The organism is Bradyrhizobium sp. USDA 4501, from assembly GCF_054062115.1.
Genome location: NZ_JBSSEX010000001.1, coordinates 8,797,645 through 8,819,334 on the forward strand (window position 1 = coordinate 8,797,645; position 21,690 = coordinate 8,819,334).

The 21,690-nt window shown below is 65.0% G+C and carries 16 protein-coding genes; 7 read left to right on the forward strand and 9 right to left on the reverse strand.

Translation table 11 applies throughout. The features are described 5' to 3' along the window. The first annotated feature begins 103 nt into the window (after window positions 1–103). From ACVWZM_RS41070 to ACVWZM_RS41080, 3 genes are all read left to right on the forward strand, one after another. A complete protein-coding gene (locus tag ACVWZM_RS41070; RefSeq protein WP_456856850.1) occupies window positions 104–1,837 on the forward strand; it encodes an extracellular solute-binding protein in 1,734 nt (577 codons plus the stop codon). 29 nt (window positions 1,838–1,866) lie between these two features. Further along, window positions 1,867–3,420 carry an AMP-binding protein gene (locus ACVWZM_RS41075; protein ID WP_456856093.1) on the forward strand — a complete coding sequence of 518 codons (1,554 nt, stop codon included), beginning with the start codon at window positions 1,867–1,869 and terminating at the stop codon, window positions 3,418–3,420. 106 nt (window positions 3,421–3,526) lie between these two features. Then, entirely contained in the window at window positions 3,527–4,753 is a 1,227-nt protein-coding gene (locus ACVWZM_RS41080; protein WP_456856095.1) for a GGDEF domain-containing protein, read from the forward strand. A gap of 63 nt (window positions 4,754–4,816) precedes the next feature. On the opposite strand, the gene ACVWZM_RS41085 is transcribed toward ACVWZM_RS41080, so the two are convergent. From ACVWZM_RS41085 to ACVWZM_RS41105, 5 genes are read right to left on the reverse strand one after another with little or no spacing between them, the layout of a single operon-like run. Next, window positions 4,817–5,752: an arginase family protein gene (locus tag ACVWZM_RS41085; protein ID WP_456784938.1), complete on the reverse strand. Its 936-nt coding sequence runs from the start codon at window positions 5,750–5,752 to the stop codon at window positions 4,817–4,819. Further along, complete coding sequence (locus ACVWZM_RS41090; protein ID WP_456856097.1) at window positions 5,749–7,005, reverse strand: M20/M25/M40 family metallo-hydrolase; 1,257 nt, start codon at window positions 7,003–7,005, stop codon at window positions 5,749–5,751. The genes ACVWZM_RS41085 and ACVWZM_RS41090 overlap by 4 nt, the downstream gene beginning before the upstream one ends. After that, window positions 6,992–7,657 (reverse strand): amino acid ABC transporter permease, encoded by a 666-nt coding sequence (locus ACVWZM_RS41095; protein ID WP_168856357.1) that lies wholly within the window; start codon window positions 7,655–7,657, stop codon window positions 6,992–6,994. Before ACVWZM_RS41095 ends, ACVWZM_RS41090 begins: the two co-directional genes overlap by 14 nt. Window positions 7,658–7,665: 8 nt before the next feature. Continuing rightward, complete coding sequence (locus ACVWZM_RS41100; protein ID WP_456856099.1) at window positions 7,666–8,460, reverse strand: ABC transporter substrate-binding protein; 795 nt, start codon at window positions 8,458–8,460, stop codon at window positions 7,666–7,668. A gap of 27 nt (window positions 8,461–8,487) precedes the next feature. Further along, on the reverse strand, window positions 8,488–9,264 hold the full coding sequence (locus tag ACVWZM_RS41105; protein WP_038386315.1) for an amino acid ABC transporter ATP-binding protein: 777 nt from the start codon (window positions 9,262–9,264) through the stop codon (window positions 8,488–8,490). 190 nt (window positions 9,265–9,454) lie between these two features. On the opposite strand from ACVWZM_RS41105, the gene ACVWZM_RS41110 reads away from it, so the two are divergent. Beyond that, window positions 9,455–10,360, forward strand: a complete 906-nt coding sequence (locus ACVWZM_RS41110; protein ID WP_076828905.1) for a LysR family transcriptional regulator — start codon at window positions 9,455–9,457, stop codon at window positions 10,358–10,360. A gap of 24 nt (window positions 10,361–10,384) precedes the next feature. Here ACVWZM_RS41110 and mfd read toward each other — a convergent pair whose 3' ends face one another. Then, a complete protein-coding gene (gene mfd / locus ACVWZM_RS41115; protein WP_456856101.1) occupies window positions 10,385–13,903 on the reverse strand; it encodes a transcription-repair coupling factor in 3,519 nt (1,172 codons plus the stop codon). Further along, a complete protein-coding gene (locus tag ACVWZM_RS41120) occupies window positions 13,900–14,190 on the reverse strand; it encodes an FAD assembly factor SdhE (RefSeq protein WP_141341314.1) in 291 nt (96 codons plus the stop codon). Before ACVWZM_RS41120 ends, mfd begins: the two co-directional genes overlap by 4 nt. Before the next feature lie 250 nt (window positions 14,191–14,440). Between ACVWZM_RS41120 and recG the strand changes: the two genes are divergently transcribed. Further along, window positions 14,441–16,549: an ATP-dependent DNA helicase RecG gene (gene recG, locus ACVWZM_RS41125; protein WP_456856103.1), complete on the forward strand. Its 2,109-nt coding sequence runs from the start codon at window positions 14,441–14,443 to the stop codon at window positions 16,547–16,549. A 146-nt stretch (window positions 16,550–16,695) separates the two neighbouring features. Then, window positions 16,696–16,983 carry a GIY-YIG nuclease family protein gene (locus ACVWZM_RS41130; protein ID WP_253590275.1) on the forward strand — a complete coding sequence of 96 codons (288 nt, stop codon included), beginning with the start codon at window positions 16,696–16,698 and terminating at the stop codon, window positions 16,981–16,983. Window positions 16,984–17,106: 123 nt separating this feature from the next. Here the strand turns inward: ACVWZM_RS41130 and ACVWZM_RS41135 are convergent, their stop codons facing one another. Both ACVWZM_RS41135 and glmS read right to left on the reverse strand, forming a co-directional pair. Then, complete coding sequence (locus ACVWZM_RS41135) at window positions 17,107–17,892, reverse strand: DUF502 domain-containing protein (protein WP_253590276.1); 786 nt, start codon at window positions 17,890–17,892, stop codon at window positions 17,107–17,109. Window positions 17,893–17,987: 95 nt separating this feature from the next. Continuing rightward, entirely contained in the window at window positions 17,988–19,814 is a 1,827-nt protein-coding gene (gene glmS, locus ACVWZM_RS41140; protein WP_456856105.1) for a glutamine--fructose-6-phosphate transaminase (isomerizing), read from the reverse strand. A 286-nt stretch (window positions 19,815–20,100) separates the two neighbouring features. On the opposite strand from glmS, the gene ACVWZM_RS41145 reads away from it, so the two are divergent. Then, entirely contained in the window at window positions 20,101–21,378 is a 1,278-nt protein-coding gene (locus tag ACVWZM_RS41145) for a tyrosine-type recombinase/integrase (protein WP_456856107.1), read from the forward strand. Window positions 21,379–21,690: the final 312 nt, after the last annotated feature.

A 21,690-nucleotide genomic window follows, 5' to 3' on the forward strand; every position in this document is an offset into this window, starting at 1 on the left:
CGCCGCATGGGCCGCCATTTGGCTGGTGTTGGGATTCCTGGGCTTGGCATTCCTGACGAGCGGGCTGGTCCCTGCGGCGGCCGCCGAGAGCCACGCGATCGCGATGCATGGTGCCCCCGCGCTGCCACCCGACTTTACCCACCTGCCCTATGCCAATCCCGACGCTCCCAAGGGCGGCCGCCTGGTCCAGGGCGTGATTGGCACCTTCGACAGCCTCAATCCCCTGATCATCAGGGGCATCGCCGTGCAGCAGGTCAGGGGCTACGGCTATGAGCGCGGTTATGTCTACGAAAGCCTGATGGCGCGCGGCAATAACGAGCCGTTCACGCTGTACGGCCTGCTCGCGCGCAGCGTCGAGACCGACGACGCCAGAAGCTACGTGACGTTCCACATCGATCCCCGCGCCCGCTTCTCGGATGGCCGGCCGGTACTGGCCGACGACGTGCTGTTCTCGCTGGCGCTGCTGCGCGACCACGGCCGTCCGATGCACCGTCAGTATTATTCGAAAGTCGCAAAGGCCGAGGCGCTCGACCCGCTCACGGTCCGGTTCGATTTCGGCGGCGTGGCGGACCGCGAATTGCCGCTGATCCTCGGCCTGATGCCGATCCTGCCGCGGCACGCCATCGACCCCGAAAAATTCGAGGAAACCACCTTGGCCCCACCGATCGGGTCCGGCCCCTACCGCGTGACGGCGGTCAAGCCCGGCGCCAGCGTCACCTTCACGCGCGACCCCAATTATTGGGGCCGCGACCTGCCCATCAACCGCGGCCTCTGGAACTTCGACGAGATCAGGCTCGATTACTACCGCGAGGCCAACGGCATGTTCGAGGCCTTCAAGCGCGGCCTGTATGATTTCCGGACCGAGACCGAGCCGTTGCGCTGGCACGACGGCTATGACTTCCCGGCGGCGCGCAACGGCGAGGTGATCCGCGACACCATCAAGATCGGCACGCCGCGGCCGTCCGAATTCCTGGTTTTCAACAGCCGGCGGCCGAAATTCGCCGACCTGCGGGTGCGTCAGGCACTGGCGATGCTGTTCGATTTCGAATGGGTCAACCGCAACTATTATTTCGGACTGTTCTCACGCGCCGGCGGTTTTTTCGCCGGATCGGATCTGTCCGCCTATGGCCGCCCCGCCGACGATCGCGAGCTCGAGCTGCTCAAGCCATATCTGTCGCACATCCAGCCCGATATCCTCGACGGCCGCTATCGTCTGCCGGTCACCGACGGGTCGGGGCGCGACCGCGGCCTCCTGCGCAGTGCGCTCGCGCTGCTCGCCGAGGCGGGCTACGCGCTCGACGGCACGGTCTTGAAGCAGCGCTCGACAGGGACGCCGCTGCGCATCGAGATCCTGGTGACGACGCGCGAGCATGAGCGGATCGCCCTCGCCTATCAGCGTGACCTGAAGCGGGCCGGCATCGAAGCCGCGGTGCGGGTGGTCGACGCGGTGCAGTTCGAGCAGCGCCGGGTCGGCTATGACTTCGACATGATCCCCATCCGCTGGGACCAGTCGCTATCGCCAGGCAACGAGCAGTGGTTCTACTGGAGCAGCCAGGCCGCCGATGTGCCGGGCACCCGAAACTACATGGGCGCCAAGGATCCCGCCATCGACGCCATGATCGCGGCGCTGCTCGCGGCGCGCGAGCCGCCGGCCTTCGTCTCGGCGGTGCGGGCGCTGGACCGGGCCCTGATGTCGGGCTTCTACGCTATCCCCCTATTTAACTTGGGAGAGCAATGGATCGCGCGCTGGAATCGGATAGAACGGCCTTCGACCACGGCGTTGACGGGCTACCTGCCGGAAACCTGGTGGCAGAAGCCCGCCGCGCAGTCCAAGTGATTTCCAAGTGATTTGCGACCCGATGCGGCATGATCTGGTCCGATCGAAGCGATGCAACCGACGTTGAACCTGTGAACCAGTCGATCACCTCGCCAACGCTCGATACCTTGTTCAAGCGCACTTTGGCGCGGCAACCCGAGGCGCTGGCGCTGGTCGACCCGCTCAACAAGCAGCGCATCACCGGACAGACCCGCAAGCGCCTGACCTATGCCCAGGCCGACCGCGCGATCTCGGCGATCGCCGCCCACTTCGTGCAGAGCGGATTGCCGGCCAACACGGTGATCGCCGTGCAGCTGCCCGGCACGGTCGAATTCGCCTTGACCGTCCTTGCCGCGCATCGGGTCGGCCTGGTGGTGGTGCCGCTGCCGCTGCTGTGGCGGCAGGCCGAGCTGACGTCTGTGCTCAACCGCACCGCGGCGCGGGCGATCGTCAGCTGCGGCCGGATCGACGGCGTCTCCTATGCCGACATCGCCATGAACGCCGCGGCCGAAGCGTTCTCGATCCGCCATGTCTGCGGCTTCGGGACCGATCTGCCCGAAGGCATGGCGTCGCTCGACCAGGCGATCCTGGAGGACTCCCGGGCCTCGCGCCCGATGATCCAGGACGGCCGCAAGCCGGCGCTGATCTCCTTCGACGTCACCAGCGAAGGTCTTCGTCCGGTGCCGCGGGCGCATTTCGGCCTGATAGCCGGCGGGCTCGCGATGTCGCTGGAGAGCGATCTGCCGCAAGGCGCCACCATCATGTCGGCGTTCGCGCCGATGTCGTTCGCCGGCATCTGCGCGTCGCTGGTGACCTGGCTGCTGTCGGGCGGAACGCTGGTGCTGCACCACCCGTTCGACGAGGAAGCGTTCGAGACCCAGTTCAACGATCACACCTGCAACACGCTGATCGCGCCGGCGCAGCTCGTACTGCGGCTCGACGAGCGCGGCCTGTCGGAGCGCCTGCCCAGCCTGCGCACCGTGATTGGCCTCTGGCGTACGCCCGAGCAGGTTGCCTCCAGCGCGCACTGGAGCTCGCGGCGGGTGACCATGACCGACGTCTATCTGTTCGGCGAGGCCGGGCTGTTCGGCGCCCGCCGCACCGCCGAGGACGGATCGCCGGCCGTGATCAAGCCGGGGCCGCACAGTGCGCCGCGCGAAGCGCCCGGCGCATCGGTCGCCGGCGAGATCCTGCTGACGCCGAAGGGCACGCTCGGCCTGCGCGGCCCGATGGTGCCGGTCGCCGCCTATGCGCCGCCGCCTCCGCCCGGCGACAGCCTGATCGCGCCGCCGCCGCGCGATTTCGTCGACACCGAATATGCCGCGCGGGTCGATCGCGCGACCGGGGCCGTCAACATCACCGCGCCGCCGTCGGGGGTGATGACGGTCGGCGGCTACCGCTTCCTCGCCCAGGAGCTGCAGGAATGGTCGCGCCGCCTCGGCCAGGGCGCGCTGCTCACCGCATTGCCGGACCGTCTCAGCGGCCACCGGCTGGCCGGACGGGCACAGGACAATGCGCGCGCCCGCGACGCTCTCACAGAACTTGGGCTTAACCCTTTGATGGTCGAAGCATTTCGCGACCGTGGCGGCGCCGGGTTGAGTTAAAATCTTATCATTGTGTTAGTCTTATCATTGTGTTGACGCCGCATTAAGCCATGCGAACTAGCATCGCAGCCGTTGCTGATCTTAAGCATTGGTTTCGAGCGTTCGAATGTCCCAGCAAGGTCCGGTCCTCATCGTATCGGCGTCGACAAAGCCGTCGTTTGCCGCAGCCCTCGATGAGACGAAACTCTTCCCGGTCGTGGTCACCGACTGGAACGAGGTCGGACGGGCCATCGAGCAGGTCAAGCCGGCCGCGATCATCGCGGCCGCCGAGGGGGTCGACTTCGTCACCCTGTCGGGCCTCGCCAAGCGCGCCGCCGCCCGTGCGCCGTATCTGCCGCTGATCGCGGTCGATCCCGCGACCACCCTGCCCGACACCGTGATTGCATTCTTCCAGAAGAAGGGTCTGCCGGATCGGCTGGTCGCCCGGCTCAACGCGTCCTTACGCGTTCGCGCGCTGCATTCTACCGTGATGCGCCGCCTGGTGCCGCCGGCACCGATCGCCCTGTCTGACATCGATCCGATCGGAGAGGCCACCGCGCTGTTGATCGGCCGCGGCGGCGCTTATCCGACGCTGTCGGTCGCGCTCGGCGAACGCGCCGGCGTGGTCGGCGCGCTCAGCATCGAGGCTGCTGCCAAGCATCTCTCGAGCCGCGATATCGACGGCATCGTGCTGGCGGAAGGCTTCACGCCGCGGGTGATGGATGCGTTCCTGACCGTGCTGACCGAGGATGTCCGCTTCCGCCCGTTGCCCGTGATCGTCGCCTCGGGCGAACTGACGCCGCGATACGAGCTGCCCAATCTCGAGATCGTCACGGCCGGGCCGACCCGCATCGCCGACATGGCGCTGCCGATGATCCGCCAGCACGCCTTCGAGGCGCGGCTCGGCCGCATGCTGAAGGCGATCGACGCCAAGGGCCTTATCGATGCCCGCACCGGCCTGCTCACCAAGGCCGCGTTCGAGCGCGACTTCGCGACCGCGGTCTACCAGACCGCCGAGCGCGGCGGCGCGCTCTCGGTGGCACGCTTCACCTTCGACAACACGCAGCCGCGCGCGCAGTTCGACGGCGCGCGGATCATCAGCCGGCTGATGCGCAAGGCCGATTTCGGTGCCGTGCATGACGAGCGCTCGCTGGTCGTGGCATTCGCCGGCACCGACCTGCGCAACGCGCAGGCGATCACGCGGCGATTGGCGAGCGTCATGCGCCACACCCAGAACGGCCGCCGCGACGCCCGCGCCGAGCCCGCCGTCAGCGTCGCAACGCTGATGCCGGGCGATTCCGCACTGTCGCTGCTGGGGCGGCTGTTCGGAGCGCCGGAGCGCGCTGCGTCGTAAGGCCCGCGGATTTTAGGGCACGGTCATCGCCGGCGTAGCATGACCGATCAAGCCGCCGCGATTTCAGTCCGGCAACAGCCCCATGCCCGCGGCAAGCAGCACGAGAGCCTCCATGATCATATGGGCGCAGAGCTGGGCGGCCATCCCCTGAACGTCCTGTGGCGGGCTGACCGTGTTGAAATCCATCGCGACGATATTCAAGCCTGAAAGGCTGCGCAGCAATTCGATCCCCTCGCGGGCTGACAGGCCTCCCCAGGCGGGCGTGCAGACGCCGGGCGCAACCGATGGATCGAACACATCCATGTCCCAGCACAGATAGACCGGCCGCGCGCCGACCACTTGGCTGAATTCCGCGACGGTCTGCGCGAAACCACGCCGCATCAGCTCCTCGATCGTGACGACGCGAAATCCGAGCGACCGCGTATGTTCGAGCACACCCGGGCAATAGGTGAAGCCGCGCACGCCGATGTGCCAGGATCGGCCGGCGTTCACCACGCCTTCCTGCGCCGCGTTGGTGAACTGCGTGGCCGCATTGTACCGATCGTCCGGCGTATACGGATATGCATCGGTATGGCTGTCGATATGCAGTGCGACGAGATCCTTGTGATACCGGGCGGCGGCGCGCATCAGCGGAAGCGAGACCGAACCGTCGCCGCCGATCCCGACCGGCACCGCGCCAAGCTCGAGAATCCGGCCAGCGGCAGCCTCGATCTTGACAAAGGCGTCTTCGATGCGTCCCGGCACCAAGGCAACATCGCCGGCATCGACTGCACCCAGCAATGACAGCACATCGACGTCGGCGAGCGACGGATGATAGCGGCGAATGAGCCGCGACTCCCGCCGGACCTCCAGGGGACCTTGCCGGGCGCCGACGCGGAACGGATGCGTGCCGCAATCGAACGGCACGCCGAGCACGGCAGCGCGGCTGCCCGGCCGCCGTAACCCCGCCGGCAATCCCATGAATGTTTCCGGACCCACGAAACCCGCCACGTCGCTCATTCTCTGTTCTCTCTTGTCAGCATGTCGAAGGCGGTCAGCGCGTGCACGCGCGACACCGTCGCCAGTTCGGCGATGTCAGCGTACTCGTCCGGCGCGCCCATGTTGTGAGGTGTCGGTCCATAGACGACCGTCGGGATTCCGGCCATGCGAAACCAACGCGCATCGGAGCCGCCGACGCGCATGTTGATCGCCGGCGCCCTGCCGATGATTTCCGTCGCCGCAGTTGCGCAGCGCGTGACGATCTCGTCACCGGGGCCGGTGTGATTGGGTTCGAAACAGCGCAACACGCGCCATGTGATCCCGGGCAGATCGAGCACCTCTCGCAACAGCGCCAAAACAGCTTCCGACGTGACGCCGACCGGCAGACGCAGGTCGATGGCCGCTCGCGCCTGGCTCGGCACCAGGTTCGGTGACGAACCGCCACTCACCGTTCCGATGTTGACTGTGACGCTCGACAGGACGTCGGCTTCGCCGGCGCCGCACAACGGTTCGGAGACAGGCCTTGCGCGGCGGATGGCATCCGCCACATTGACCGGCATCACAACCGCCAGGCTGCGCAGCTTACTCACCCTGTCCAGCGCTTCGCGCAAGCGATCGATCGCATTGATGCCGAGATGGACATGCGCGCCGTGCGCCGCGTAGCCCTCCGCCTCGATCTCGATCCAGAGGAATCCCTTCTCGCCGAAGCGCAGCACCATCGGCGAACCGGCGTCGCCAATGATCACGGCGTCTCCGCTGGCATGGGAGACCTGGTCGAGCAGGTATTTGGTGCCATACGGACCCATGCTTTCCTCGTCTCCGGCGAGCGTCAGCACCACCTCTCCCGCCCATGCCTCGCGCTGCTCGGCCAATGCGGCCATCGCGGCCATTGATGCCGCAATGCCGCCCTTCATGTCAGCCGCGCCGCGGCCGTAAAGGCGGCCGCCCACGACCTCTCCGTCGGGATTGACCGACCAACTCATCCGCTCCCCCAACGGATAGGTGTCGAGATGGCCGTTGAACACGATGCGGCGGCCGGGGGCATGGCCTTTGATCCGCGCGACGACGTTGACGATCTCGGCTGTCCCCGGATGCAGCTCAACCGCAACGCCCGGCACATGCGCCCTGAGGAGATCGGCCGCCAGCGCCGCGACGGCGCGCGTGTCGCCGTCCGGATTTGGCGACGCCACTCCGATCAGCCGCATCGCCAGCTCGACGACCTGGCTGGTCCGATCGCTCGAAACCGCGCGGCGAACTCGATCAACGTTGTGCAAGGCGCGCTTCCCATATGCGGATTGAGTGGGTGAGCGGCCAGCAGATCGCGAAATACACCACCGCGATGAAGGTGAATATTTCCAGCGGCCTGAACGTTGACGACGACAACTCCATGCCGCGCCGCGTGACCTCGCCGACCGACACCACGGACGCAAGCGAGGAATATTTGATGAGCTGGACGAAATTGGCGGCCAGCGGCGGCAGCACGCTGCGAATCGCCTGCGGGCCAACGATCCGCACAAAGCTCTGCGCGGGCGTCAGGCCGAGCACCTGTGCCGCCTCGCGGTGCCCGACCGGAACGGTCTGGATGCCCGCCCTGAAGACCTCGGAGATGAACACCGCCGAATAGAGCGAGAGACCGAGGATCGATGCGGCCAGCGCATCGATCCTCACATTGAAGACGATCGGCAGCACGTAATAGACCCATAGCAGCTGCACGAGGATTGGCGTATTGCGGACGATTTCGCCGACCGAAAGCGCGATGATGCGCGCGATGCGGAAGCGGGACATCTGCATGATCGCGATGACGAGTCCCAACAGGGTCGCCACCACGAGCGTGACAATTGAAATGAAAAGGGTCATTTCCATGCCGGAGGCAAGAAAGCCCAGATTGTTCGGGATGACGTCCCAGCGAAAGCTGTAGCTTTGCATCTGATGTCTCAGGGCGCGACGATCGGTCCGAGCTTGTTCTTCTCGGCGGCGGCCTTGAGCCGGCCGTCGAGCTTGATGGTGCGTACGAACAGGTTCACGTAGTTCAGCCAGATCTGGTCACCCTGGTTCATGACGTACGCGTAAGGCGTCACGGACAGGTTTTCCGGCGGCGCCACCGTCGTAGTCCAGTCGAACTGGGCATTCATTTTGATCGAGGCCGGATAATCGGTCATGACGACGTCGACGCGTTGCGCCATCAGCTCAGCCTGGGTCGTGGCGGGAGGTGCGACCGCGACGGTCTTGGCGTTCTTGAAGTAGGACCGCATGAAGTTCTCGACATAGCTGCCGAGCGAGACGCCGGCGTTGACGCCCGGCTTATCGATATCCGCCCAGGATGTGATCGGGCCGCCTTTGCGCACGACGGCATAGACGCCGCTCGTCAGATACGGGTCCGAGAACGCGACGGCCTGCGCACGCTTCATCGTCGCCCCGACGCCGAACATGCCGAGATCGCATTTGTTGGCCTGCAGGTCGGCGATGAAACTGCCAAAGCTGGTCTCCACATAGTCCAGCTTCACGCCCATGTCCTTGGCGAGTTCCTTGGAGAGATCGATGTCGATCCCCTCGAGCTGTCCGCTATCTGGATTGCGGAACGAAATTGAATAGTACATCGGCCAGATGCAGACCCTGAGTACCCCGCTCTTGGTGATCTCGTAGAGGCGCGACTGCGTCTGCTGGGCAGCCGCCGGCGTCAACGAGAGAAAGAGCGCGCAAACGAAGGCAAGTCGGCGCAGATTTGGCATGAGCTTCAATCTCCTGTCGTGCAGTGATCACTCGTCAAACTGATTGAGAAAGCGCTTGGCGCGCTCGGTTGTCGGCCGTTCGAAAAAGGCGGCCGGCGTGCCGTGCTCAACGATCATCCCCTCGTCCATGAACACGACATGGCTCGCCACGCGGCGGGCGAAGCCCATCTCGTGCGTCACCACGAGCATCGTCATGCCTTCGAGCGCGAGCGTGCGCATGACCTGCAGCACCTCGCGGCGAAGTTCGGGATCGAGAGCCGACGTCGGCTCGTCGAACAGGAGTATCTTCGGCTGCATGGCAAGCGCCCGGGCGATCGCGACGCGTTGTTGCTGGCCTCCGGACAGCCTGGCCGGATAGGCATCGCGCTTCGCCTCCATGCCGACCTTCTGAAGCAGCCGTTCGGCCGTGACGACCGCCTCATCCCGGCTGACCCCGCGCACGCGCATCGGGGCCTCGATGATGTTTCCCAGCACCGTCATGTGCGGCCACAGATTGAACTGCTGGAACACCATTCCGATTTCCGGCCGCACCTTGCGGGCAGCGAGCCGCACATCGGACGATGGCCGGGCCTGCGAGACCGTCGCCCCCTCCATCACGACGCGCCCGTCGGAAGGAGCCTCCAGCAGCGCCATGCATCGCAGAAGGGTCGTCTTGCCTGAGCCGCTTGGACCGATGATGCAGGTCGACTGCCCGGTGCCCAGCGCAAGATCCACGCCGTTCAGAACGGTGTGGGCGCCGAAGCGTTTGACCACCGCTTCGGCGGCCAGGACCGACGCGGCGCACGATGCGTGGCTTGTGTTCATCCCCGCAGACCCTCCAGACGACTTCATCTCGAAACATAAGCAAATATAATGCCAATGCTCGTCACGCTCAGATTGCAGTAACATTATCTGGAATTTCGCCGGCGTGATGTGCGAAAATTCCTTGTATTATTGGCGTTTCCCTTCATGCTCATACCACGAGCGACATCGAAACGATATATAGATATTGGTTATGGATCGGCGTCTTGTTGAGATTTTTCATGCTGTTATGCAGCATCGATCGGCAACCGAGGCCGCGCGTGCACTCGGGGTATCGCAGCCGGCTGTGAGTGCGGCCTTGAAACGGCTGGAGGCAGATGTCGGGTTTGCGCTGTTTCGCCGGGAGAGCCGCCATATCGTGCCTACGCCGGAGGCGCATCTGTTGCACAATGAAGCGATCCGGGCGCTCGCCGGGTTTGCCGAACTGGAGGACGCCGCTGCCGGAATCTCCGCAGGCAAGCGCGGCGTTCTGACGATCGCGAGTCCGGGACCTGGGATAGTCTGGCTTCCGGGCGTCGTCAGCCGCTTCCAGCGCGAGCGCCCGTCAACAACGATCAGGCTCCTGACCCGAAGCTCCGAGAATGTCCGGAGCCTGGTCTCGGCACGTGCATTCGACTTCGGAGTCGCCGAGCCGCCGTTCGACCGCACCAATGTCGTGTTGCGGCGCTACCGGATGTCGCTCGACTGCGTGATGCCTGCAACGCATGCACTGGCTGACCGGAAAGTCGTCACGCCCGATCTGCTCGAGCGACATGATCTGATCATCACCTCGCAGAGCCGATCGACCTATGCCGCGGTATCGCGCGCCTTCGAAGCCAGCGGTACGCCGTTTCATCCGGCGATCGAGTGTGAATTCTTTGCCGTCGCGCTCAACCTCGTCATCGATGGCGCGGGTGTCTGCCTAGTCGACGCGCTCAGCGCGTCCGAAACGCTCAGGCGAACCAGCGGAGCGAGCAAGCTCGTCGTCCGCCCCTTCGCGCCGGCGATCCACTACGAGGTCGGAGTCCTGAAGCCGACGATCGGCGAACTCAGCGTTCTCGCCGAGCAGTTCCTGAAACTGCTCGACGACCACGTTGCGCCCTATTTGATCCGATCCTGAGGGGGGCTTGCGTCGCACCGCGTGTCAAGCCGCCTTCTTGCTCTCGGCGAGATTGGCGAGCTGGCGCAGGATCTCGGTGGTGCCGGCGAGCCGCTCTTCCGGCGTATCCCACTCCTGGAAGAACACCACCTTCATGTCGGGCCGCACCTTGGCGGCCTGGCCGTGCTGGCGGATGAAGCCCACCAGCCGCTCCGGATGCGCAAAACTGTTGTCGCGGAATGCGATCACGGCGCCCTTCGGGCCGGCGTCGACCTTCCCGACATTGGCCCTTCGGCAATAGGCCTTGATCGCCGCGACCTTAAACAGATAGCGCACCTCGTCCGGCAGCACGCCGAAGCGGTCGCGCATTTCGGCGGCGAAGGCGTCGATGTCCTCGTCGGTGTCGAGATCGGCGAGCCGGCGATACAGCGACAGCCGCACGCTGAGGTCGTTGACATAGTCCTCGGGGATCAGGACCGGCATGCCGATCGTGATCTGCGGCGACCAGCGGTCCGCGGCCGGCTCGGCGACGCCGGCCTTGAGGTTGACGATCGCCTCCTCCAGCATCGACTGGTACAGCTCGAAGCCGACTTCCTTGATGTGGCCGGATTGCTCTTCGCCGAGCAGATTGCCGGCGCCGCGGATGTCGAGGTCGTGCGAGGCGAGCTGGAAGCCGGCGCCCAGCGTCTCCAGCGACTGCAGCACCTTGAGCCGCCGCTCCGCCTGCGCCGTGATCTTCTGCTGTGCCGGCAGCGTGAACAGCGCATAGGCGCGCAGCTTGGAGCGGCCGACGCGGCCACGCAGCTGGTAGAGCTGGGCGAGGCCGAACATGTCGGCGCGGTGCACGATCAACGTATTGGCGTTCGGGATGTCGAGACCGGACTCGACGATCGTGGTCGAGAGCAGGATGTCGTACTTGCCGTCGTAGAACGCGGACATGATGTCCTCGATCACGGTCGGCGGCATCTGGCCGTGGGCGACCGCGACCTTCATCTCCGGCACGTTCTTGTCGAGGAAATCCTTGACGCCGGCGAGGTCTTCGATCCGCGGCACGACGTAGAACGCCTGCCCGCCACGGTAGCGTTCGCGCAGCAGCGCCTCGCGGATCATCAGGGGATCATGCGGCGCGACGAAGGTGCGCACCGCAAGACGATCGACCGGCGGCGACGCAATGATCGAGAGCTCCCGGACGCCGGTCAGCGCCAGTTGCAGCGTGCGCGGGATCGGGGTTGCCGACAGCGTCAGCACGTGGACCTGGGCGCGCAACTGCTTCAGCCGCTCCTTGTGGCTGACGCCGAAGTGCTGCTCCTCGTCGACGATCAGGAGGCCCAGATCCTTGAACTTGATCGCCTTGCCGAGCAGCGCGTGGGTGCCGACGACGATGTCGACGCTGCCGTCGGTGAGCCCCTTCTTGACCTGGTTGAGCTCCTTGGTCGACACCAGCCGCGACGCCTGCGCCACATTGACCGGGAAACCTTTGAAGCGCTCGGTGAAAGTCCGCGAGTGCTGACGCGCCAGCAGCGTGGTCGGCACCACCACCGCGACCTGCCTGCCCTCCAGCGCCACGGCGAACGCCGCGCGCAGCGCCACTTCGGTCTTGCCGAAGCCGACGTCGCCACAAATCAGCCGGTCCATCGGACGGCCGATCTCGAGGTCCTTCAAGGTCGAGGTGATGGCCCCTAACTGATCCTCGGTCTCCTCATACGGGAAGCGCGCGCAGAACTCGTCATAGACGTGCGGCTGCAGCGGGAATTTCGGCGCCTCGTGCAGCTGCCGCTCGGCCGCGATCTTGATCAACTCGCCCGCGATCTCGCGGATCCGGTTCTTCAACTTGGCCTTGCGCGCCTGCCAGCCGCCGCCGCCGAGACGATCGAGCTCGACATTGGCGCTGTCGGAGCCGTAGCGCGACAGCAGCTCGATGTTCTCGACCGGCAGGAACAGTTTAGTCTCGGCGGCATAATGCAGTTCGAGACAGTCATGCGGTGCGCCGGAGACTTCGAGCGTCTGCAGCCCGACGAAGCGGCCGATGCCGTGCTCGACATGGACCACGAGATCGCCGGTCGCAAGGCTCGTCACCTCCGAGATGAAATTGTCGAGCTTGCGGCTCGCCTTGCGCGGCCGCACCAGGCGGTCGCCGAGAATGTCCTGCTCGCTGATGACGGCGAACTCGTCGGTCTCGAAGCCGGATTCCATGCCGAGCACCGCCAGCATGGTTTCGTTGCGCGGCGTCGCCTGCACGATCCGCCAGGTGTTGACGCTGGTCGTGTTCAGGAGCTTGTGGTCGCGCAGCATCGCGCCCATGCGGTCGCGCGAGCCCTCGCTCCACAACGCGATCACCACCTTCTTGCGCTGTGACTGCAGCGCGCCGACATGGCCGACCACGGCCTCGAACACGTTGACATTGCTGTCGGCGCGTTCGGGGGCGAAGTTGCGGCCCTGCCGCGCGCCGGCGTCGAACACGTCGGGCGTGCCTTCGGGCACCGCGAACGGCGTCAGCCGCGCCAGCGGCGCATCGCCGAGCAGCTTGGTCCATTCGGCCTCGGTCAGATAGAGCTGGTCCGGCGGCAGCGGCTTGTAGACCGCGCCGCTGCCCGGATGCTCCAGCGCCTCGCGCCGTGCGTCATAGTAGTCAACGATCTGCGAGAAGCGTTCGCGCGCTGCGTCCTCGCCCTGCGGCTCGATCGCAACCGTCGCCCCGTCGAGATAATCGAACAGCGTGTCCATCCGCTCCTGGAACAGCGGCAGCCAATGCTCCATGCCGGGGTGACGCCGTCCCTCGGAGACGGCTTCATAGAGCTGATCGTCGCGCCCCGGCGCGCCGAACGCGGCGACATAGCCCATGCGGAAACGCCGGATGGTTTCGGTGGTGAGCTGGAATTCCGACACCGGCACGAGATCGAGCCCGCGCATGTCGAGTAGCGTGCGCTGGGTCTCGGCATCGAAGGTGCGGATCGATTCCAGGCTGTCGCCGAAGAAGTCGAAGCGCACCGGCTGGTCGAGGCCGGCCGGAAACAGATCGAGGATGCCGCCGCGCACGGCATATTCGCCGGGCTCGCGCACCGTGGACGAGCGGGTGTAGCCATTGTGCTCGAGCCAGGCCACGACCGAATCCATCGGCACCACATTGCCGGGCGCAACCGACAGCGCTTGCGCTGCGACCTGATCGCGCGCCGGGACCCGCTGCACGGCCGCATTCACCGTGGTGAGCACAATCAGCGGCTTGTCGCTGCCGACCAGCCGCGACAACTTGGCCAAAGCGGTGAGCCGTTGCGCCAAAATGCCGGAATGCGGCGAGACGCGGTCGTAGGGCTGGCAGTCCCAGGCCGGAACCTGCATCACGGCGATATCGGGCGCAAAGAACTCCAGCGCGCGGGCGAGCTGCTGCATCCGCGTGCCGTCACGGCACACCACGGCAAGGCTGACCGCCGGCCGCTTCGGCTGCGCCGCGATCGCGCGCGCCAGGTCGGAGATGACGAGCCCTTCGGCGCCCTCGGCGACGTTGGCGATGGTCAGCACCCGGCCGGGCGCGAGCATCGCGGCCGGTGATTTCATCGGCTGTTTCATGCGCTGGGATCCGCGACCCGGAACGACTTGATGCGGGCAAACAGCGCGGTGGCATATTCGGACGGCAGCACCTTGTCGCCGGTCAGCGCCGCATAGAGGTCGGGATCCGGGACCTCGATCAAATGCTCGAGCTCGCTGAGCTCGTGATCGGACAGCTCGCCAATGGTCGCGTCGGCGAAGCGGCCGAGGATCAGGTCCATCTCCCGGGTGCCGCGGTGCCAGCAGCGAAACAAAAGCCGCTTGCGGCGGTCATCGAGCCCGCTGCTCGATCGTGTCGATCCCGTCATGTCCCAAAATCCATCCAACGCCAACAGCCCGGACGTGCCGGGCGGGCTTGATATAGCCATGGCGATGGCCGATGTCAGCCCTCATTCGCCGCGTTTTGGGGTTTCCCTGGGCGCATGCCGTCATTGCCGGGCTTGCGCGCCCGTCGAAGCCTTGGCGTAGACGGGACCGGCCGACATCAGCTCCAAAAAAAGACGTGGATGCCCGGCACAAGGCCGGGCATGACGGTGTGAAACGGTCTTGGATTCGTCGATGCGCCCAGCCCTGCTCAATCCGCTGTTTGCCCAGGTCACGACCCTGCAAGGGGTCGGCCCGAAGCAGGACAAGCTGCTGCGCTATCTGCTCGACCGCAGCGAGACGCCGCGGCTGGTTGACCTGCTGCTGCATCTGCCGGCGAGCGTGATCGACCGCCGCGCCCGGCCGAAGATCCGCGACGCCGCGGTCGGAACCATGGTGACGCTCGAGGTCACCGTCGACCGCCATCGCCCGCCGCCGCCGCGCAATTCGCGCGCGCCCTACCTTGTCTATGCCAGCGACGACACCGGCGACGTCGTGCTGACCTTCTTCCGTGCCCAGCCCGGCTATGTCGAGAAGCTGCTGCCGGTCGGCGAGAAGCGCTACGTCTCCGGCACGCTGGCGATGTATGACGGCATCCCGCAGATCGTGCATCCCGATCGCGTCGTCGATGAAGCGGGCTTTGCAAAACTGTCCTGCATCGATCCGGTCTATCCGCTGACCGAGGGGCTTGCGATCGGCTCGCTCCGCCGCGCCATCGCGCAGGCGCTGACCAGGCTGCCCGAGCTGCCGGAGTGGATCAGCCCCGAGGTGCTGCGCCGCTGCAACTTCCCGCCGATCAGGGAGGCGCTGACCCGCGTGCATGTGCCGGTCGAGCTGACCGATATCCTGCCCGACGGTCCGTTCTGGTCACGTCTCGCATTCGACGAGCTGCTGGCCGGCCAGCTCGCGCTGGCCCTGATCCGCGCCACGCTGCGACGCCCCAGCGGTGTGCGCAACGCCGGCGATGGTCATCTGCGCCGGAAGATCATCGATGCCGTGCCCTATGCGCTGACCAGGTCGCAGCAAGAGGCGGTCGCGGCGATCATCGCGGACCTGCAGCAGCCGGTGCGGATGCTGCGCCTCGTGCAGGGCGACGTCGGTTCCGGCAAGACCGTGGTGGCGCTGCTGGCCGCCGCCGCGGTTGCGGAAGCCGGCAGGCAGGCCGCGCTGATGGCGCCGACCGAAATCCTGGCGCGCCAGCACATCAAGACCATCGCACCGCTCGCCGAGAGCGCTGGCCTACGGGTTGCGATCCTCACCGGCCGCGAGAAAGGCAAAGAGCGCCGCGAGCTGCTGGCACAGCTCGAGGCCGGCGAGATCGATCTGTTGGTCGGCACCCACGCACTGATCCAGGACGACGTGATCTACAAGGCGCTGGCGCTTGCCGTGGTCGACGAGCAGCATCGCTTCGGCGTCCGCGAACGGCTCGCGCTGACCTCCAAGGGCGAGGCCGTCGACGTGCTGGTGCTGAGCGCCACCCCGATCCCGCGCACGCTGGTGCTCACATACTTTGGCGACATGGACGTCTCGGAGCTGCGCGAAAAGCCCGCCGGCCGCCAGCCGATCGACACCCGCGCGGTGCCGATGAGCCGGATCGAGGACGTCATGGACGGCGTCGGCCGCGCGCTCGGCGCCGGCAAGCTGGTCTACTGGATCTGCCCGCTGGTCGATGAATCCGAGGCCGAGGGCACCGAGCATCTCACCAACGCGACCGAACGTTTCGAGAGCCTGCAGAAGCGGTTCGGCGATCGCGTCGGTCTCGTGCACGGCCAGATGAAGGGCACCGAGAAGGACCGCGTGATGACGCAATTCGCCGCGCACGAGATCGGCCTCCTGGTCGCGACCACGGTGGTCGAGGTCGGCGTCGACGTGCCCGCGGCGACCATCATGGTGATCGAGAACGCCGAACGTTTCGGGCTTGCGCAGCTGCATCAATTGCGCGGGCGCATTGGCCGCGGCTCGGAGGCCTCGACCTGCCTGCTGCTCTACAAGGAGCCGCTCGGCGAGATGTCGAAGGCGCGGTTGAAAGTGATCCGCGAGACGACGGATGGATTCCGGATCGCCGAGGAGGATCTGAAGCTGCGCGGCGAAGGCGATGTGCTCGGCATCCGCCAGAGCGGCCTGCCCGGCTACCGCATCGCGCGCTCCGAAGTGCACGGCCAGCTCATCACCCAGGCCCGCGACGAGGCGCTGCGGATCATGAAGGACAACCCGAAGCTGAAGGGCGAACGCGGCGAAGCGCTGCGCGTCCTGCTCTACCTCTACGAACGCGACGAAGCCGTGCCGCTGATCGGCGCGGGGTAGCGGCCAGCCCCGTCATTGCGAGCGCTCAACCCATCGTCATTGCGAGCGCAGCGAAGCAATCCATCGTTCCGCATATGCGGAAGCGTGGATTGCTTCGTCGCTCCGCTCCTCGCAATGACGGTATATACTTGCGGCTGGGGGACATCATGAAACAACCATGCGTCTACATCTTCGCCAACAAGCGTCACGGCACCGTTTACACGGGCGTTACCGCAAATCCGCCCAAGCGTGCGTTTGAGCATCGCGAGGGATTGGTGAAGGGCTTCTCGGCCAAATATGGCTGCAAGATTCTGGTCTGGTACGAATTGCACGAAACCATGTACAATGCGATCACTCGAGAGAAGCAGATCAAGGCCGGCAGCCGCGCGAAGAAGATTGCGCTGATCGAGGCGCTGAATCCAGATTGGAACGACCTCTACGAGACGCTGATCTAGGTGTGCTCATCGCCCCTTCCCGCCGTCATTGCGAGCGTAGCGAAGCAATCCATCGGTCCGCATATGTGGAATCATGGATTGCTTCGTCGCTTCGCTCCTCGCAATGACGGGGATAGACGGGAGCTACTCCACCTTCGCCGGCGAGGGCTGAGTTGCCGGCTGCAGCGAAGCCTGGCTCGCAATGCGCGCAGCATTGGCCATGCCGGCGAGCGCCGCGGCGCGCTTCTGATCGGCGGTGCCGCCGGGCTGCACCACGCCGGCGGACATGATCAGCGTCGCGGCATCCTCGGTGCTCATTTCGATCTCGATGATCTTGCTCTTCGGCACGTAGAAGAAGAAGCCGGTGGTCGGGTTCGGCGCGCACGGCAGGAACACCGAGATGTGCTCTTCCGCTCCGGGCAGGCTAGCGGCAAGTTCGGCGCTCGGCGCCTGCGAGATCAGCACGATCGACCACATGCCGGGCGAGGGAAACTCGACGAGGCCGACGCGGCGAAAGCTCGAGCCGTTGCCGGAGAACAGCGTTTCGAACACCTGCTTGAGGCCACGATAGATCGCGCGCACCGCAGGGATGCGGCCAAGCAGCCGTTCGCCGAGATCGACCAGGGTTCGCCCGATCAGATTGGCGGTGAGGAAGCCGAGCAGCGTAAGCGCGATGACCGCGACGATCAGGCCGGAACCCGGCAGCCCGAATGGCAGATAGGTTTCCGGCCGGTAGGCCGTGGGCACGAACGGCCGGACCAGATTGTCGACCCAGTTCACGAACCACCAGGTCAGATACAGGGTGATCGCAACCGGTCCGGCCACCACGAGGCCGGTCAGGAAATAGTTGCGAAACCGCGCCATCAGCCCGCGCGGGGCATCCGGGGGCAATTCACCGGTCGAGGCGGGAGGCACTTGGTTGGAGGTCATTGCGGTTCCAGGGTCGTCGAAGCGGCCGTAGTCCACCACCCAGCTAAGCCATTCTGTCGCATTTTTGAAGGGCCGCGTGAAGCCGCGGCTTGCGACTATTCGACCGTGACCGATTTGGCCAGATTCCGCGGCTGGTCGACATCGGTGCCCATCACGACAGCGGTATGATAGGCGAGCAGCTGCACCGGAACGGCGTAGACCATCGGCGCGAAGGTCGCCCCCATGTCCGGCATCACGATCGTCACCAGCGACTGGATGGTCGCCTCCGCCGCGCCCTTGGCGTCGGTCATCAGGATGATCTTGCCGCCGCGGGCGGCGACCTCCTGCATGTTGGAGACGGTCTTCTCGAACACCTTGTCGTAGGGCGCGATCACCACGACCGGCATGTGCTCGTCGATCAGCGCGATCGGCCCGTGCTTGAGCTCGCCGGCGGCGTAGCCCTCGGCATGGATGTAGGAGATTTCCTTCAGCTTCAGTGCGCCCTCCAGCGCCAGCGGATAGCTGGTGCCGCGGCCGAGATAGAGCACGTCGCGAGACTTCGAGATCTCGCGCGCCAGCTTCTCGATCTGCACTTCAGTGGTCAGCGCTTCCGACATCAGGCGCGGAATCTCGACCAGGCCATGCACCAGCTTGGCCTCGTCGGCATCGGACAGCTCGCCGCGCGCCTTGCCGGCGGCGACCGCGAGCGAGGCCAGCACCATCAGCTGGCAGGTGAACGCCTTGGTCGAAGCGACCCCGATCTCGGGACCGGCGAGCGTCTGCAGCACGGTCTCGCTCTCGCGCGCGATCGTCGAGGTCGGCACGTTGACGACCGAGAGCGTGTGCGCACCCTGCGCCTTGGCGTAGCGCAGCGCCGCCAGCGTGTCGGCGGTCTCGCCCGATTGCGAGATGAAGATCGCAAGATCGCCCTTGCGCAGCGGTGCCTCGCGGTAGCGGAATTCGGAGGCGACATCGAGCTCGACCGGTAGCCGCGCCAGCCGCTCCAGCCAGTATTTCGCGACGAAGCCGGCATAGCTCGCGGTGCCGCAGGCGGTGACCGAGACGCGCTGGATATCCTTGAAGTCGAACGGCAGCTTCACCGGCATGGTGACGCGCTCGGTCGCCATGTCGACATAGCGCGCCAGCGTGTGCCCGACCACTTCGGGCTGCTCGTGGATCTCCTTCGCCATGAAGTGGCGGTAGTTCGCCTTGTCGACCAGCGCCGTTGCCGTCGTGTGCTTGATCGCCTCGCGGTGGACGATGGCGTTGTCCTTGTCGAAGATCGTGGCGCCCTTGCGATTCAGCACCACCCAATCGCCGTCCTCGAGATAGCTGATCGTATCGGTGAACGGCCCGAGCGCGATCGCGTCGGACCCGAGAAACATCTCGCCTTCGCCATGGCCGACCGCGAGCGGCGGGCCGTTGCGGGCGCCGATCATCAGGTCATCCTCGCCGGCGAAGATGAAGCCGAGCGCGAACGCGCCGCGCAGCTGCGACAGCACCGCCCTCACCGCCTCGATCGGCTTGACGCCGCCCTTCAGCAGATTGTCGACCAGATGCACCACGACCTCGGTGTCGGTCTCGGTCGAGAACGCCGCGCCCTTGGCCTCGAGTTCCTCGCGCAGCTCGCGGAAATTCTCTATGATGCCGTTATGCACCACGGCGACGCGCTCGGTGGCGTGCGGGTGCGCGTTGTTCTCGGTCGGCCGCCCGTGCGTGGCCCAGCGGGTGTGGCCGATGCCGGTATGGCCGCCGAGCGGCTTGGCCTCGAGCCGGGCCTCGAGATTCTTCAGCTTGCCTTCGGCGCGGCGCCGCGCCAGGCCGCCATTCTCCAGCGTGGCGACACCCGAGGAATCATAGCCGCGATATTCGAGCCGCTTGAGCGAATCCACCAATTGCTCCGCGACCGGAGCGCGTCCAAGAATGCCGACGATGCCGCACATGCGGTTCAATGTCCCCAAAAATCGCCGAAAATTTGCCAAAGCGGCGACACGGTCCCTTAACGGGAATCGCCGGCCGCAAGATACTCAATAATTATTGCCGATTGTTCGATTAGCTCATTGTTCAACCTTGGACTCTTGCGCTCAATTTAGCACCTAAGGGTTTGATAAAGCTTTAATTTTCCGTAAATTTGTGTATCATCTTTGTGCGCGATTGATCACCTCAATTCGCGGGCAACACGTCATATACACCCATTAATTATTGCGGGGAGTAACAGGGATGCCCGTCATGCACATGACGGACGCGACCGTGCGCGCGCTCGTCAAGGAACCACCGCCCCAAGGGAAACAAATCGATTATTTCGACGACCCCGCAAACGGGGGGACGAAGGGTCTGCTCCTCAAGCACAGCTACGGGGGCACCCTCGCCTGGTACCTGCTCTATTACGATAAGAAGGGCAAATCAAAACAACGCAAGCTCGGCCGATATCCAGCGCTCACACTTGCGGCGGCGCGGGTCGAGGCCCGCAAATACCTCGCCGAACTCGACAAGGACCGCGCCTACTTCGAGAAGACGCGACAGGCCGAGATCGACGCCGAGAAGGAGGCCGAGGCCAAGCTTCTCACGTTCAGGAAAGTCGTGGAAGACTACAAGCGGCGTTACGTCGAGAGGAACAAGCTCCGCACTGCAAAGGTGATGATCCAGCAAATCGATAAGCACCTGATGCCCGATTTGGGAGATCGCCCATTCGCTGAAATCAGGCGCCAAGAACTCAAGACCGTTCTAAATAAAGTCGAAGATGCTCATAGCGCGTCAATGGCCGACTCGGTGCTCGCGGTCTTCCGTTCGATAGCGGCGTTCTACACTCTCGAAGACGAGGACTACGTCTCGCCAATCGTCAAGGGAATGAAGCGCTACAAGAGGAAGAAACGCACCCGTGTGCTCGACGACGCCGAAATCAGGGCTCTGTGGAATGCTACTGCCAAGCTCGGGACTTTCGGAGCCCTCGCCCGTGTATGCTTGCTGACGGGAGCTAGGCGAACCAAGGTCCAGCTCATGAAATGGACGGACATCAAGGACGGCATTTGGCACATGGGCAAGGCCGAACTAGAGAAGCTTAACGCAGGAGTCATCAAGCTCGCGCCGATAGTCGCATCCATCATCGCGGAGCAGCCTCGCTTGGAAGGAAACCCGTATGTCTTCGTTGCGATGTACAAGCGCGGCCCGTTCAACGCATTTGGTCAGTTCCAGGGTAAATTGATGGAGCTAATGCAGAAGGAAATCCCCGGCATGCCGTCGCACTCGCTGCACGACTTGCGCCGCACGTTCCGTACTCGATTGTCGAGGCTCAAAATCGAGCCCCACGTTGCTGAGCGCTGCATGGGCCACGTCGTCGGCAACAACGTCGAGCGCGCTTACGACCTATTCGAGTTCTTCGACGAAAAGACAGCCGCGTTTGCAGCTTTAGCACTCCACGTTCAGGAGATCGTCAATCCCCCAGCAGGGAACGTCGTGAAGATGATCCGTCGAAAGCCCGTCGTTCGGGAACGACGCGAGCGAGCATGAGCGGCGGGGACGGCAGCGCCCCTCCTCTCGGAGGCTCGAAATGCATATCCCTGCTCCAGCGCGCTCTGCTGCGATCTCAGCGCGCGTTCGTAACGAGTTCTCATCATCAGGTACGTTTTTGCAGAGCAGTTCGGGCCGTTCCGTTGCCCAACGTCCCCGAGGACGATCTCTGAAGGGGCGCAGGACGCAGCAACGCCCGGTTTCTGTGCGCGTTTCCGTATCTGGAAGGGGAAGATGCGGATTGACGAGCATCGCGCTCCTGCCCGCTCCGCTGCGATTTTAGGAATATTGATCGTCTCGGGTCGTTTTGAT

Bases quoted from the DNA above. Each gene is read 5' to 3' on its own strand.
- ACVWZM_RS41070 (WP_456856850.1), top strand. From the start codon at position 104: ATGCATGGTGCCCCCGCGCTGCCACCCGACTTTACCCACCTGCCCTAT.
- ACVWZM_RS41075 (WP_456856093.1), top strand. From the start codon at position 1,867: ATGATCTGGTCCGATCGAAGCGATGCAACCGACGTTGAACCTGTGAAC.
- ACVWZM_RS41080 (WP_456856095.1), top strand. From the start codon at position 3,527: ATGTCCCAGCAAGGTCCGGTCCTCATCGTATCGGCGTCGACAAAGCCG.
- ACVWZM_RS41085 (WP_456784938.1), bottom strand. From the start codon at position 5,752: ATGAGCGACGTGGCGGGTTTCGTGGGTCCGGAAACATTCATGGGATTG.
- ACVWZM_RS41095 (WP_168856357.1), bottom strand. From the start codon at position 7,657: ATGCAAAGCTACAGCTTTCGCTGGGACGTCATCCCGAACAATCTGGGC.
- ACVWZM_RS41100 (WP_456856099.1), bottom strand. From the start codon at position 8,460: ATGCCAAATCTGCGCCGACTTGCCTTCGTTTGCGCGCTCTTTCTCTCG.
- ACVWZM_RS41105 (WP_038386315.1), bottom strand. From the start codon at position 9,264: ATGAACACAAGCCACGCATCGTGCGCCGCGTCGGTCCTGGCCGCCGAA.
- ACVWZM_RS41110 (WP_076828905.1), top strand. From the start codon at position 9,455: ATGGATCGGCGTCTTGTTGAGATTTTTCATGCTGTTATGCAGCATCGA.
- mfd (WP_456856101.1), bottom strand. From the start codon at position 13,903: ATGAAACAGCCGATGAAATCACCGGCCGCGATGCTCGCGCCCGGCCGG.
- ACVWZM_RS41120 (WP_141341314.1), bottom strand. From the start codon at position 14,190: ATGACGGGATCGACACGATCGAGCAGCGGGCTCGATGACCGCCGCAAG.
- recG (WP_456856103.1), top strand. From the start codon at position 14,441: ATGCGCCCAGCCCTGCTCAATCCGCTGTTTGCCCAGGTCACGACCCTG.
- ACVWZM_RS41130 (WP_253590275.1), top strand. From the start codon at position 16,696: ATGAAACAACCATGCGTCTACATCTTCGCCAACAAGCGTCACGGCACC.
- ACVWZM_RS41135 (WP_253590276.1), bottom strand. From the start codon at position 17,892: ATGACCTCCAACCAAGTGCCTCCCGCCTCGACCGGTGAATTGCCCCCG.
- glmS (WP_456856105.1), bottom strand. From the start codon at position 19,814: ATGTGCGGCATCGTCGGCATTCTTGGACGCGCTCCGGTCGCGGAGCAA.
- ACVWZM_RS41145 (WP_456856107.1), top strand. From the start codon at position 20,101: ATGCACATGACGGACGCGACCGTGCGCGCGCTCGTCAAGGAACCACCG.